The 12,705-nt window shown below is 46.7% G+C and carries 14 protein-coding genes and 1 tRNA gene; 10 read left to right on the top strand and 5 right to left on the bottom strand.

What is annotated here, in order from left to right:
- The first annotated feature begins 100 nt into the window (after nt 1-100).
- The 4 genes from HRE53_RS07675 (at nt 101) to rpsF (ending at nt 2,687) form a co-directional block, all read left to right on the top strand.
- Nucleotides 101-616 (top strand): Tic20 family protein, encoded by a 516-nt coding sequence (locus HRE53_RS07675; protein WP_212662914.1) that lies wholly within the window; start codon nt 101-103, stop codon nt 614-616.
- A 115-nt stretch (nt 617-731) separates the two neighbouring features.
- Nucleotides 732-1,226 carry a Tic20 family protein gene (locus HRE53_RS07670; RefSeq protein ID WP_212662913.1) on the top strand — a complete coding sequence of 165 codons (495 nt, stop codon included), beginning with the start codon at nt 732-734 and terminating at the stop codon, nt 1,224-1,226.
- 270 nt (nt 1,227-1,496) lie between these two features.
- Nucleotides 1,497-2,186 (top strand): EAL domain-containing protein, encoded by a 690-nt coding sequence (locus HRE53_RS07665; RefSeq protein WP_235111066.1) that lies wholly within the window; start codon nt 1,497-1,499, stop codon nt 2,184-2,186.
- A 171-nt stretch (nt 2,187-2,357) separates the two neighbouring features.
- Complete coding sequence (rpsF, locus tag HRE53_RS07660) at nt 2,358-2,687, top strand: 30S ribosomal protein S6 (RefSeq protein ID WP_212662912.1); 330 nt, start codon at nt 2,358-2,360, stop codon at nt 2,685-2,687.
- Nucleotides 2,688-2,735: 48 nt separating this feature from the next.
- Here rpsF and HRE53_RS07655 read toward each other — a convergent pair whose 3' ends face one another.
- The gene (locus tag HRE53_RS07655; RefSeq protein ID WP_235109804.1) at nt 2,736-3,428 is read right to left on the bottom strand and encodes a RibD family protein; all 693 of its coding nucleotides are present in this window, start codon (nt 3,426-3,428) and stop codon (nt 2,736-2,738) included.
- An 84-nt stretch (nt 3,429-3,512) separates the two neighbouring features.
- Here HRE53_RS07655 and HRE53_RS07650 point away from each other — a divergent pair, with 84 nt between their 5' ends.
- Nucleotides 3,513-4,913: a 1-acyl-sn-glycerol-3-phosphate acyltransferase gene (locus HRE53_RS07650; RefSeq protein ID WP_235109803.1), complete on the top strand. Its 1,401-nt coding sequence runs from the start codon at nt 3,513-3,515 to the stop codon at nt 4,911-4,913.
- Between the two features lie 42 nt (nt 4,914-4,955).
- Here HRE53_RS07650 and HRE53_RS07645 read toward each other — a convergent pair whose 3' ends face one another.
- Entirely contained in the window at nt 4,956-6,185 is a 1,230-nt protein-coding gene (locus tag HRE53_RS07645) for a transposase (protein WP_315876426.1), read from the bottom strand.
- Between the two features lie 230 nt (nt 6,186-6,415).
- On the opposite strand from HRE53_RS07645, the gene HRE53_RS07640 reads away from it, so the two are divergent.
- Nucleotides 6,416-7,711 (top strand): glucose-1-phosphate adenylyltransferase, encoded by a 1,296-nt coding sequence (locus HRE53_RS07640; protein ID WP_212662908.1) that lies wholly within the window; start codon nt 6,416-6,418, stop codon nt 7,709-7,711.
- Here the strand turns inward: HRE53_RS07640 and trmB are convergent.
- A complete protein-coding gene (gene trmB / locus HRE53_RS07635; RefSeq protein ID WP_235109801.1) occupies nt 7,704-8,348 on the bottom strand; it encodes a tRNA (guanosine(46)-N7)-methyltransferase TrmB in 645 nt (214 codons plus the stop codon). The two genes, HRE53_RS07640 and trmB, sit on opposite strands and share 8 nt — an antisense overlap.
- Before the next feature lie 64 nt (nt 8,349-8,412).
- Nucleotides 8,413-8,486, bottom strand: a tRNA-Arg gene (locus HRE53_RS07630).
- Between the two features lie 174 nt (nt 8,487-8,660).
- Between HRE53_RS07630 and HRE53_RS07625 the strand changes: the two genes are divergently transcribed.
- Entirely contained in the window at nt 8,661-9,557 is an 897-nt protein-coding gene (locus HRE53_RS07625) for an ADP-ribosylglycohydrolase family protein (protein ID WP_235109800.1), read from the top strand.
- Nucleotides 9,558-9,582: 25 nt separating this feature from the next.
- Here the strand turns inward: HRE53_RS07625 and HRE53_RS07620 are convergent, their stop codons facing one another.
- Complete coding sequence (locus HRE53_RS07620) at nt 9,583-10,239, bottom strand: hypothetical protein (protein ID WP_235109799.1); 657 nt, start codon at nt 10,237-10,239, stop codon at nt 9,583-9,585.
- Between the two features lie 295 nt (nt 10,240-10,534).
- Here HRE53_RS07620 and HRE53_RS07615 point away from each other — a divergent pair, with 295 nt between their 5' ends.
- From HRE53_RS07615 to HRE53_RS07605, 3 genes are all read left to right on the top strand, one after another.
- The gene (locus HRE53_RS07615; protein WP_235109798.1) at nt 10,535-11,737 is read left to right on the top strand and encodes a M20 family metallopeptidase; all 1,203 of its coding nucleotides are present in this window, start codon (nt 10,535-10,537) and stop codon (nt 11,735-11,737) included.
- A 189-nt stretch (nt 11,738-11,926) separates the two neighbouring features.
- Complete coding sequence (locus HRE53_RS07610) at nt 11,927-12,232, top strand: lasso peptide biosynthesis PqqD family chaperone (protein ID WP_212662903.1); 306 nt, start codon at nt 11,927-11,929, stop codon at nt 12,230-12,232.
- Entirely contained in the window at nt 12,216-12,674 is a 459-nt protein-coding gene (locus HRE53_RS07605) for a lasso peptide biosynthesis B2 protein (protein ID WP_212662902.1), read from the top strand. The genes HRE53_RS07610 and HRE53_RS07605 overlap by 17 nt, the downstream gene beginning before the upstream one ends.
- The last annotated feature ends 31 nt before the right edge of the window (nt 12,675-12,705 follow it).

Below are 12,705 nucleotides of genomic sequence, written 5' to 3'. Positions count from 1 at the left end.
GATAGTCAAAGACTTTTCAGAAGGGGTGATTGGCGATTGGGAACTATCCCTTATAGTGAGTGAAGATTATCTATAATCCACATTTTAAAAAGGGGCTTGTATGGCTTTGCGTGGAGCAACAACAACACAAGAGCGGCTTCTATCCTGTTTACCGTTTCTAGTGCCCTTGTTGAATACTTACCCTTTTGGCAGTTTTATATTTAGTCAATTTCCCCCATTGCGTTTGTTGTTTTTCCCCATCGAGTTACTCCTGCCCATTTATCTCATTGGTGGTGGGGGACTCTCAATTGTCAGATTGATGGTTTTTATCGGCCTGTATGCTGGTGTCGTCAGAAATAACCGTATCCGTCATCTCATTCGCTATAACGCCATGCAGGCGATCATGCTCGGTATATCTCTGACAATAATTTTGATGGTTCTGCAGGTAGTAGGTATTCTGGGCAGTTCTGTGGGTAGTACGACTTCAGGAGGCGGACTATTTGTCATGGTACTGTCCAATGTTTTATTCCTAGGCACCCTGGGTATCGTGGTGTTCTCAGTGGTTCAATCTCTGCGAGGACATCATGCTGAGGTGCCCTTGATTTCTGATGCGGCTTACGCCCAAACCCGTGATTAGTCCCTGGTAATGATTTCAGCCAATTGTTAGTTCTTTTGTGGAATCTCCTAAAACGGGAATGGAGATACGTTACATTGATGAAACGGTGTGAATCCATAATTTGGGAGACAATGCAATGAGTTGGGATGATTCAACCCCTTGGTCCGAAAGAGTGTTTGGCGCGTTGCCTTATTTACTGCCTCTGATGGATGCAATTGTCTACGGTGATGGCCAATATATTATGCGCCAGTTTCCGACACTGACTAGCATTGGCCTATTGCCCATCATTCCGCTTGTACAAATTTATGCCCAATTTATCCGCCTGATTCCGTTTGCAGGTTTAATCCTATTTATGGGATTGTTTTTTGCCGTCGTTCGGAATGAAAATATTAGTCGTTTTATTCGCTTTAATGTGTTGCAAGCGATTTTGCTAGATCTCATACTCATGGTGTGCAACTTGGTATTGCCGATCATTAGCCAAGGGCTTCAGCTTGCATTGTTGACTGAAACGCTATTCAACACCATCTTCTTAGGTATTTTCGCTATTTTTGCCTATAGCGTATTTAAAACGGTTCAAGGCCAATATGCCGAAATTCCCGCTATTTCAAATGCAGTCAATATGCAGATTTAATCGTTTCTCGGTTTAACGCTGTAGAAAGAGATATTGATGGATTGTGTGTATGTGGAAAGTCCACTCTTTTGGGGCACACTAGCTATATCTGCACATAGCTGAAATTTTGATTCTCTGTATTTAGGTTTGATGAGTTTCTGCCGTCGCTATGTGCGGAAGATTCAATTTTTCATCTGTGGTCTCAAAAACACTATCGTGGTGGATCAAGAACCTTTGTCAGTGGGATGTTCTGGATGTCTGAGTACACCCGAACTGCAGTTTGACTTCACAATGGCGTTTCAACCCATTGTAAATTTGGGTAATGGCACTATTTTTGCTCAAGAAGCCCTAGTGCGTGGCCCTAATAATGAGTCTGCGGCGAGTATTCTGGGGCAGGTGACAGATGAAAGTCGATATCGTTTTGATCAAGCCTGTCGAGTTCGGGCGATTCAGTTAGCGGCTGAGTTGGGGATTCAGTCAATGGTCAGTATCAATTTTCTCCCTAATGCAGTCTATCAGCCCGATCTTTGTATTCGCACCACCATTGAAACGGCTACACAATACAATTTCCCCCTCAACAGAATTTTGTTTGAATTAACGGAAGTTGAGAAGGTTAAGGACTATGCCCATGTCCGGGCTATTATTGAGCATTATCAAAAACTGGGATTTAAAACAGCATTAGATGATTTTGGAGCGGGCTATTCTGGTTTAAATTTTCTCGCTGATTTTAAGCCAGATTTCATTAAGCTGGATATGGCTTTGATTCGCAATATTGACCAAGATAAAGGTCGTCAAGCCATTGTCAGAGGGATTATTCAAGTCTGTCGGGAGTTAGCCATTGAACCCATTGCAGAAGGGGTTGAAACCGACGCAGAATTGAATATTCTCAAGCAAATGGATATTCAGCTATTTCAAGGCTATTATTTTGCAAGGCCTAGCTTTAGGTCTATCACCACTGACTTAAACCTTTCTGCCGATTAGTTATTCTCTGATTGCTTCTTGGATGAAGGGGAACAGAGAGTGTATCGTGCCAGGCATTAAATGCTAAAATCCTAGATCCTTGCTTCTTACGCATCTGAACTGTACGTGATCAATGCACTGCAGATATAAACCTGTGTACAAGAAGCCTCAAGCCCATAAGGAGAAAATTTCATGACTGCTTACGAGACGATGTATATTCTGCGCCCAGACTTAGGTGAAGAGCAGTTGGATCAGGCGATTAATAAATATCAAGACCTGCTGAAAGAACAAGGGGTTGAGGAAATTGATACTCAACACCGGGGCAAGCGTCGGTTGGCCTATGAGATCCAAAATTTCCGTGAAGGCGTCTATATCCAGATGAACTACAACGGTCTGGGACATGCGATCGCAAAATTAGAACGCGAAATGCGCATTAGTGAACAGGTGATTCGCTATCTAACCCTTAAGCATGAAGGTCCCGCTGCTGCTGAATCAGACGAAGACGAGTCTGATTCAGAGTAATAGCAGTTAGCAAACCCAGACTAAGAGTATTGCTCTAGTCAATGCTTGCTAACGACGGCGACGATAGTGCAAAAATAACTCGTTCTCAACTTGCTTAACGGAAAGCAGCTCTAGCCAAGGTGCATCTTGTTGTAGCCAGCCTTTGCCAGCGACAGGGGTGGGGGTTGATTTCCCCCCAAGCAAGATCGGGCAAACAGTTAGGTGAAGCTCATCAATTAAATCTTCTGCTAACAGGGCTGCCACAATTTGGCCTCCTCCAAGGACTGCTATGTTGCGAATTCCTAATGCGGGCATTGCTGCAAGTGCCTGAGCCCAATCGATGGATTGGGTAGCTGTTTCATAAGTGAAAATTTGCTCGAAATGGGATTTTTCTTGCCAGGACTGCCCACCCGCTTGGGTGGTGACTAGCCAATGGGGAACGGCTTGTTGGAAGAATCTGAGGTTGGGGTCTAAATCCCCCGAACGCGTACAGACAATTTGGGCTGGTTGTTCGGGCTGGCCCCGATCTAATCGAGCATTAATGAGATCTTGGGTCACCACTCGCATAGCGGTTTCCCCCGCTTTGAGGGTGGCCGATCCAAAAAGTATGCCATCAGCCGCCGCAACCTGTCGCTCTAAATGGGCATAATCTTCAGCAGACCCAAACTCAGGGGGAGAATGTTGGGCATCGGCAATTTTGCCGTCTGCACTCATCGCCAAGACAACGGTTGTAGTGGGTCGCTGTAGGGGTGTTTCGGCCATAAAGTCAGTCTTGCAGTCCAAGATAAACAAGCTATTCTCTTAGGGTAGCGTGATCAATCAAACCTGAATAGGGAGCTGCTATCCTTGCCCAAGTTCGTTTCTAAAGCTCAACCGCCTCTAGCATTTATTCCGCAACGTCTCACGCCTTGGGTGATAGAAACCGTCCGTTTTCTGTTACCAGCCTGGATGCCCTGGAAGCTCTCTGTTACGTCCGTTGAAGCCGAAAACTTAAAGGTTTTAGTCAAGCTGTACCAGGAGTTTCAGGCCGGTAATACTCGGTTCTTGATGGCCTTCCGGCATCCTAGTACCAAAGATCCCTTTGCCATGTCTTATATGCTGTGGCGGCTAGTTCCCAAGGAAGCGCGCAAAACAGGGATTCGCTTTAAGCGGCCTACCTACAGCCACTTTATGTACGACCGCGGTATTCCCCTATGGGCAGGGGAATTTGTGTCTTGGTTATTCCCCAGATTGGGGGGGACACCGATTCTTAGGGGGAAAGCGGATCGGATGGGCTTGCGGGCAGCTCGTGAAATCTTTGCCAATAGCCCTTATCCCATTGCCATTGCACCAGAAGGAGGCACCAATGAACATAATGAGTTGGTGAGTCCGTTAGAGCCGGGTGTCGCCCAAATGGGCTTTTGGTGTATCGAAGACTTGCAGAAAGCGAATCGGTCGGAATCAGTCTACATTGTGCCGTTACGGATTCGGTATCGCTATGTTTCTCCTCCTTGGCAAGCCATCAAAGAGTTACTGGATCAGCTGGAATCTCAAATGGAATTGCCAGCTGAAGTGTCTCCGCCAGGCCTCCTCAAAGATCCTGAAAAAGATGTTTTATATGGTCGAGTGCTGCGCTTGGGTGAGTGTCTTCTGATAGAAATGGATCGGTTCTATAGCAAGTACTACCATTTGTCTCGTCCCGAGATAGATCCGGTGCCCTATGACCCCTCTGATCGCAATGCCAAACTTGCCTTTCAACTAAAACAGCAGTTAGATATCGCGCTGCAAGCTGCTGAATCCTACTTTGGTCTTACGGCTAAAGGAGAGATCGTGGATCGCTGTCGGCGCCTAGAGCAGGCGAGTTTTGATCGCATTTATCGGCAAGACTTGGATCAGCTGACTCCTGTTGAACGGGGGATGGCGGATTGGTTAGCCCAAGAGGCGAGTCTCCGAATTGGACATATGCGGATGGTTGAGCGGCTAACCATGGTGAATGGCACCTATATTTTGGAGAAACCGACCGGGGATCGATTTGCCGAGATTGTTCTGATTATGTGGAAAATTATCACCTTCCTTCAAGGAGGCGATTCCCATTCTCCGCCACAGCTAGGGACCCAATCCTTGAAGCTGACCATTAGTGATCCTATTTCCGTGACGGACCGGTGGCCCACCTATAGTGCCAACCGCAAGGGAGCCAGGAAGGCCGTGGATGAGTTGACTCAATCTATCCAGACAGCCCTAGAAGATTTGAATGTGATCGAACCTTGACATCCTCTCCCAGCAACTCTAGCGGGTATGCAAGGAGATTCTTTAGATCGCTCCAAAGATTTCCTGCTTCAAAGCCAGTTGACTAGAATTCATTACTGAACCCCCCGTCACCTCGACTCCACAGGCATTTTCTATTCCCCGTTGCCCACGGGTACAAATGACTTGAGCCGCCGCAATATCTCTCGGCTTAATTGAGCCGCACTCTAAACAGTGAGATATCCTGACACTCAAATCCTTTTTCACCGTTGCTCCACAATCTGGACACTCCTGGCTAGTTCCTCTAGGATCAACCTTGCCGTAATAAACATTACGCTTCCAGCACACCCAAGGAAGGATCTGGTTGTTAAACTGCCCAAGGCCAGCATCTAATGTGTGTTTACCCAAAAACCCTTTCGCCATTATGCGGAAATCCAAGTCTTCAACGAAGATGGAATCTCCTTGGTCACAAAGCTGATGGGCGGTCTTGAAATGCCAGTCCTTACGAGTGTCGGCAATCCGTTGATGAACTCTGGCGATCTTCCTCAGCAGTTTGGACCGGTTAGTACTCCCCTTTTGCTTGGTCTTGAGTCTACGTTGCAGCAATTTCAGCTTGCGGTGCAACTCATTAAAAAAGCGGGGATGTTTGATCTGTAAGCCATCTGAAGTAGATAGAAAGTATTCCAAGCCCACATCAACTCCCACCGGATGGCCATGAAAGGGCACCTCTGGAATATCCACATCAGCCTGTAAACTCAACATGACAAAGTACCCCGACGCCTTACGGACAATACGAGCTTGTTTGACTTCGCATATCTGGGGTATATCTCTAGACCATCTCACTTTGACCCAGCCCAGTTGCGGAAGCTTGATGCCTCTTACACTGAGAGGATGCTTGAGCATCTGAGGAAATACAAAGCTTCGCAGTCGAGCTTGGTTTTTGAATCTAGGTAGACCCGATTGCTTGGTCAGCCAACGCTCCCAGGATGCATCCAGTTGTCTCAAGACTTGCTGAAGCATTTGAGCATTGACGCTTTTGAGTTCGGCAATCTCTTTCTTAGCAAGGGTTAAACGTTTGGCTTGAAGGTGATAACTAGGAAATGGCTCATCACCTGACATGATGTACTCATGCCTAAGAGAACAAGCATTCACTGAGCATTTACGAGAATTAAGCCAGTCCTTACGCTCACGCAAAGCAAAGTTCCAGACTTTTCGACACATCGTTAAGGTGTGTTCAATTTCTATAACTTGCTCAGGAGTGGGTTCTAGTTTGAATTCCCAGGTCATGTTAAGCATGCCTACATAATACTATTTACTGTGTAGATACTGCACTTAGGCTCCTGAGCTTTGCCGAAGGGTTGTTTCTTTCAGTCACACTCCGCTACACCACCAACCAAGCTTTTAGCTATGGTTGGAGTACTGCGAAGACTTTTGATAGCTCTTAACGAATTGGCCCTTGTCAACTGTAACGGACCGTCCGACACTGGAGTGTGGAGGCGATAGGCAGTTAAGGTGTCATTTAAAGTATGAATAAAGTTCTAGCAATTGTTTTGGGTGGTGGTGCTGGTACACGCCTATATCCTCTTACCAAACAGCGTGCAAAGCCTGCTGTGTCATTGGCAGGTAAGTATCGCCTCATTGATATTCCGATGAGTAACTGTATTAATTCGGAAATCAACAAAATTTATGTGATGACGCAGTTCAACTCCGCGTCTTTGAACCGCCACATTTCCCAAACCTATCATTTCTCCAGCTTTAGCGATGGTTTTGCTGAGGTGCTTGCTGCTCAACAAACCCCTGAAAATCCCAATTGGTTCCAAGGAACAGCGGATGCCGTTCGACAATACATGTGGATGTTTGCTGAACAGCGTGATGTGGATGAAATCCTGATTTTGTCGGGAGATCATCTGTATCGCATGGACTACACCGTATTTATTGAGCGCCATCGCAGTACGAACGCAGATATTACCCTGTCGGTGCTTCCCATTGATGCCTATCGTGCCCCCAGCTTTGGCCTGATGAAGATTGATGAGTCAACTGGGCGTGTGGTTGATTTTAGTGAGAAGCCTCAAGGTGAAGAACTGGAACGGATGAAGGTGGATACTACCACCCTCGGGCTGACCCCAGAAGAAGCCCAAGAAAAGCCGTTTATTGCTTCGATGGGCATTTATGTCTTCAAGAAAGATGTCTTAATTGATCTGCTCAAGAATTCGCCTGACTCCACTGACTTCGGTAAGGAAATTATCCCTAGCTCAGCGAAGGACTACAATGTCCAAGCTTATCTCTTTAATGATTATTGGGAAGATATTGGGACGATTGAAGCTTTCTATGAGGCGAATTTGGCTTTAACTCGCCAACCTCAGCCTCCCTTTAGCTTTTATGATGAGAAATCTCCGATTTACACCCGCTCTCGCTATTTGCCTCCTACTAAGCAGCTAGACTGTCATGTGACGGAATCGATGATTGCGGAAGGCTGCATTATCAAGAATTGCCAGATTAATCGCTCAGTACTGGGTGTGCGATCGCGGGTTGAATCAGGCTGTACCCTCGACAATGCCTTAGTGATGGGTGCTGACTATTATCAGCCCTTTGCTGAGCGTGCCTCTAGTCAAGGAGGAGGGAGCGTTCCCATCGGTATTGGTGAAAACACTAAAATCAGCCGCGCTATTATTGATAAAAATGCCCGGATTGGCCGCAACGTCAAGATTGTCAATAAAGACAATGTTGAAGAATCTAATCAGGAAGAGCATGGCTTTTACATTCGCAGCGGTATCGTTGTGGTGCTGAAGAATGCTGAGATTCCTGATAACACCATCATTTAGAGTCTGTCTTGACTCCCTTTTGAAATAAATACCGGTAGACCGGTAACCCTTCTGATAAGGTCAGCTTTTCCCGCTCTGTGGCAGCGGGGAAAGGGCTCTCTGGTAGCCAATGGTAGTGTGGTGTCGTTCCTGTAAAGGCAGGGTGTTCGGCGATGCGATCGCACATCTCAATCGCTACTTCCAATACATCCGATTGGATCAGCAGTAGACCCTCTGGTTTCAGGCAAGTGGCCAACTCATTCACCAATTCAGGTTGAACCACGCGTCGTTTTTGATGGCGGCGTTTAAACCAGGGGTCAGGGAATTGGATCGTGACCCCGGTAATCGATTGGGCACCCACTAGGGAATCGAGGGACGTATTAATATTGCCGAACAAAAAATGGAGATTGCTGAGCTGTAATTCGTCGCGGCGTTGCAGGGCAGATAGAACCATGGGCCGCCGAATTTCGACCCCTAAGAAATTGTGCTGAGGTCGCAGCTGGGCCATATCTAGTAAAAATTGCCCTCGGGCACAGCCAATATCTAAATAGAGGGGCTGCTTGGGTTGGGCGAAGATCTCAGGCCAATCCGGGGGTGAGATCGCATCCTGGAATTTCTGACTCAGGGGATTAACATGCTGCCGAACGCGAACACCCATACTGTGAGGCTAACTCAAGAAACAACAATTCACTCAAGTACATTGACTTGAGTGAATTAAAAAACGGGCCAGGAGGGATTCGAACCCCCGACACCGTGGTCCGAAGCCACGTGCTCTAGTCCACTGAGCTACAAGCCCTAAAGCGTTTTCATGTTAGCAGAGATTCTCCAGCACTGAAACAAGATTAGGTTGTTTGCAGATTTGAGTGTTTTTTCAGTTTAGTAGTAGGTAACGCAGCAAGGAGAGGAATACTCAATCTTGATAGGTGGATTGTTCCAGTGAATTTGCGGCTGTAAGCGGAAAGGGTGAGGTATGGATATATCCGAACGATTCAGAGGGTGTTTACTGGGGTTGGCAGTCGGTGATGCCGTTGGGACAACGGTAGAGTTTCAGCCGCGAGGAACCTTTGCCTCTGTCACAGATATGGTGGGTGGTGGTCCGTTTCATCTGCAACCAGGACAATGGACGGACGATACCTCAATGGCCTTATGCCTTGCCACTAGCCTGATTCAAGCGGGTCAGTTTGATGCAGCCGATCAAATGAATCGCTACTGTGATTGGTATGAAAAAGGCTTTCTCAGCAGTACTGGTGACTGTTTCGATATTGGAAATACTGTTAGGCAAGCTTTAGAGCAATACAAGACTACAAATATCCCTTTCAGTGGCTCTACTCATCCCAGATCAGCCGGGAATGGGTGTTTGATGCGATTGGCCCCAGTACCTATGTTCTGTTACCCAGATCGCGATCGCACCTTGTATCTGTGTGGTGAAAGTTCGCGTACCACTCATGGGGCTACAGAATGTATTGAGGCCAGCCAATTATTTGGTGATATGCTCTTTCGCACCTTATCAGGGGCTAACAAAACTGAGATCCTGGTAGACCATGAGCTAGAGGGAACTTCTCCTTCGATACAAGCTATAGCCAAGGGAGATTATCAAAGCAAAACATTGGGAGATATTCGAGGTTCTGGTTATGTCGTAGACAGTCTAGAAGCGGCTCTTTGGTGTTTCTGGACCACGGAAACTTTTGCACAGGCGGTTCTGCAAGCAACCAATCTTGGAGATGATGCTGATACTACGGCTGCAATCTGTGGTCAATTGGCCGGCGCTTTTTATGGTGTGCAGGGTATTCCTAGCCATTGGCTAAAGCGACTAGCTATGAAGGACGAGATCTCTACATTGGCTGACCAGCTTTATGTTGTGGTCTAAACGTTTCATCATTTTTAGCCGCTTGTTAGGTTCTGGAATGTCGCAGTGTTGAAATGTATAAAACGGATAAACCGAGACGGTTCCAATTTGGCTGATTGAGTGAGAACAAAACCCCTCCAGCTAGCGCTGTCCATCCCACTGGACCAAGAATGACTGCCAGAGTTTGGCTGACACCCATATAAACTGCAAAGGGTAAGGTAATTCCTAACGCACCTGTGAGACCACCTAATACAGTACTTGCCAGCAGATACACTCCGAAACCACTCATCTTTGCTGCAAGCATTGCGCCACCAGTTAAGAGAAAACCTTCCAAATGAGGATCATCGCTTTCTTGCCTCAGATCCTGCAAGATTTGTTGCCGCTGTTCTGGCGTTAATTGTTCCAGCATGTTCTGAAACTGCTTCACAACAACAGCATCTTCAATTTCTTGAGTTGATAAGTCATGCCATGTGCGGTGGTCTAATATCTCAGACCAATTAATACCCACTTGATCCGCAACATCTGTCACAATCTGTTTCCAAGAAGTGTGACAGAAAAATTGGCCAATACTTCCGCCCCGTAAATATTTGATGTGATCGCAAAGAATTTCAGGGGAGTGACCAAATCCAGAATTAGTTAACTCAGCTAAGTTTTGGCATTGTTCTTCTGTCGCTGAACTCACAATCTCGTAAAACTCTTGCATAGCATCTCGATATCTATCTTTTTGGCAAGTTTGCCCATGAACTCAAGCGACCTAACTATGGTTGTACTATGTGTGAGCAACAGTGCTCCAAAAGTAAGGGTATTCACTGTTAAAGATTTTCACCTCTTCTTCTATCTATCGGCAGCATGACCCGGTATTTTATGAAGCTGAGTTAGGGACGGATCAACTGTTAATGGCTGATAAAATATGGCTCCTGGATCACAGCTTGTGATAGATCCAGGAATAGTTATGCTGAAAGGGTAATAGTCCGTTTCCCCGCTTTGGCAAGAGCACTATGCTGTCTTCTCCTCCTCATTCTGATACCTCCATTCGCTCAGATATCCAACAACTGGATTTAGTCTCTTGGCGACGGCATCTGCATCAATATCCAGAACTTGGATTCAAAGAGTATCTCACTGCTGAATTTGTAGCTCAGCGCTTAACAGAATGGGGCATTGACCATCAAACAGGCATTGCTGAAACGGGTATCATGGCCACGATCGCTGGAGAGCAACCAGGTCCAGTGTTAGCGATTCGGGCAGACATAGATGCCTTGCCCATTCAGGAAGAGAATACAGTTTCCTATCGGTCGCGCCATGATGGAGTCATGCATGCCTGTGGTCACGATGGACATACAGCCATTGCCCTAGGGACAGCTCGCTATTTATCGCAACATCACCAAGACTTTGCGGGTACGGTTAAGATCATTTTCCAGCCCGCCGAAGAATCTCCGGGTGGGGCCAAGCCCATGATTGAAGCGGGTGTTCTGCAAAACCCGCAAGTTGATGCCATTATTGGCCTCCACTTATGGAATAATCTCCCCCTCGGCACCGTTGGCGTCAAATCAGGGCCGCTGATGGCTGCTGTGGATCTATTTGAATGCAAGATTCAGGGCAAGGGGGGACATGGCGCCATGCCCCACCAAACTACGGATGCGGTGGTGATTAGCGCTCAAATCGTTAACGCCCTCCAAGCCATTGTGGCTCGCCATGTCAATCCCCTCGATTCAGCCGTGGTGACGGTTGGCCAGCTTCATGCCGGAACGGCATCTAATGTGATTGCCGACTCCAGCTTTATGAGCGGCACGGTTCGCTACTTTGACCCAGAATTGGCCCATCTGATTGAGCCGCGTATGCAGGATATCCTGACGGGGATTTGTCAAAGTTGGGGAGCCACCTACGACTTAAAGTATTGGCGACTGTATCCACCTGTGATAAATGATGCTGCGATCGCAGATTTAGTACGCTCCATCAGTACTGAAGTGATTGAAACACCAACAGGTGTGGTTCCCAACTGTCAAACCATGGGAGGGGAAGACATGTCCTTCTTTTTGCAAGAAGTTCCAGGTTGCTACTTCTTTTTGGGTTCAGCCAATGACGAGCGAGGATTAGCCTATCCCCACCACCATCCCCAATTCGATTTTGATGAGACTGCTTTAGCCATGGGAGTGGAAATCTTTGTGCGTTGCGTTGAAAAATTCTGCAATTCAAAAAGGTAAGCAGCGGAAATACAGTCTGTCAGCGGCATCGTCAACACGGCATAAAATGGGTCAAGGTTGTCTGGCGAAAAATGAGTCGACAATCCCTGTAAAGCTAATGGTTAAATGTTTTAATTCCTACGGATAAATATAAAATATCTGTGCTAACTTAAACGAAATCTGCATTATATTAGATTGTTTTAAAGGGTTATGAGTTTGACTACCACTATTTCAACGAATACAACGGTTGTTGCGACCCCAGAGCAAGTCTCATCTGACTTAGCCGGGGAATCAGTTATCCTCAACCTGAAGACAGGAATGTACTTCGGTTTGAATGAAGTGGGTGCAAGTGTTTGGAATTTACTTCAGCAACCTCGATCGGTTAAAGATATCTGCGACCAAATTTTGGATCAATACGAAGTTGGGTCAGACCAGTGTGAACAAGATGTCATGAGGTTGCTGAATGAGATGGCTGAATCGGAATTGATTGAGATCAAAGATGTCGCCAGTGCTTAAATTTTTGCGGTTGCGAAGTTGCGATCGCACCCTCCTGATCAAAACCTACGTTCTCTTGGGCTTGGTTCGATTGGGGTTGTGGTTGCTACCCTTCAAAATCCTGCAAAAATGGCTGGTCAACTTTCACCAAACGTCTGCTTACTATCAATCGCCTACCCTGACTAAGATTAGTCGTAGGACCGTAGGTAAAGTGGTCTGGGCAGTGAACACCAGCAGCCGCTTTATGCCAGGAAAGGTGAAATGTTTAGCTCGAGCCCTCGTCACTCAAGTGTTAATTTGTCGGCGAGGCTATGAACCCGAGCTAAAAATTGGGGTTGCTAAAGCAGAAGACCATTCTCTAGAAGCCCATGCCTGGGTTGAGTTGCAAGGGCAAGTGATCATGGGCTTTGTGAATGACTTATCCCGCTTTACACCAATGCCATCATTTGATTCCAAGATCTAAGCTTCATCTTCTGAGGACTTGATCTAGAATA

The sequence above is a fragment of the Acaryochloris sp. 'Moss Beach' genome (assembly GCF_021497025.1).
Lineage (GTDB): Bacteria > Cyanobacteriota > Cyanobacteriia > Thermosynechococcales > Thermosynechococcaceae > Acaryochloris > Acaryochloris marina_A.
The sequence above is the reverse complement of the archived record's forward strand: the minus strand, read 5'-3'. Positions and strand labels throughout refer to the sequence as shown.

What these genes read in the sequence shown, in the direction of transcription:
- HRE53_RS07675 (WP_212662914.1), top strand. Translation starts at nt 101, where the DNA reads ATGGCTTTGCGTGGAGCAACAACAACACAAGAGCGGCTTCTATCCTGT.
- HRE53_RS07670 (WP_212662913.1), top strand. Translation starts at nt 732, where the DNA reads ATGAGTTGGGATGATTCAACCCCTTGGTCCGAAAGAGTGTTTGGCGCG.
- HRE53_RS07665 (WP_235111066.1), top strand. Translation starts at nt 1,497, where the DNA reads ATGGCGTTTCAACCCATTGTAAATTTGGGTAATGGCACTATTTTTGCT.
- rpsF (WP_212662912.1), top strand. Translation starts at nt 2,358, where the DNA reads ATGACTGCTTACGAGACGATGTATATTCTGCGCCCAGACTTAGGTGAA.
- HRE53_RS07655 (WP_235109804.1), bottom strand. Translation starts at nt 3,428, where the DNA reads ATGGCCGAAACACCCCTACAGCGACCCACTACAACCGTTGTCTTGGCG.
- HRE53_RS07645 (WP_315876426.1), bottom strand. Translation starts at nt 6,185, where the DNA reads ATGCTTAACATGACCTGGGAATTCAAACTAGAACCCACTCCTGAGCAA.
- HRE53_RS07640 (WP_212662908.1), top strand. Translation starts at nt 6,416, where the DNA reads ATGAATAAAGTTCTAGCAATTGTTTTGGGTGGTGGTGCTGGTACACGC.
- trmB (WP_235109801.1), bottom strand. Translation starts at nt 8,348, where the DNA reads ATGGGTGTTCGCGTTCGGCAGCATGTTAATCCCCTGAGTCAGAAATTC.
- HRE53_RS07625 (WP_235109800.1), top strand. Translation starts at nt 8,661, where the DNA reads ATGGATATATCCGAACGATTCAGAGGGTGTTTACTGGGGTTGGCAGTC.
- HRE53_RS07620 (WP_235109799.1), bottom strand. Translation starts at nt 10,239, where the DNA reads ATGCAAGAGTTTTACGAGATTGTGAGTTCAGCGACAGAAGAACAATGC.
- HRE53_RS07615 (WP_235109798.1), top strand. Translation starts at nt 10,535, where the DNA reads ATGCTGTCTTCTCCTCCTCATTCTGATACCTCCATTCGCTCAGATATC.
- HRE53_RS07610 (WP_212662903.1), top strand. Translation starts at nt 11,927, where the DNA reads ATGAGTTTGACTACCACTATTTCAACGAATACAACGGTTGTTGCGACC.
- HRE53_RS07605 (WP_212662902.1), top strand. Translation starts at nt 12,216, where the DNA reads ATGTCGCCAGTGCTTAAATTTTTGCGGTTGCGAAGTTGCGATCGCACC.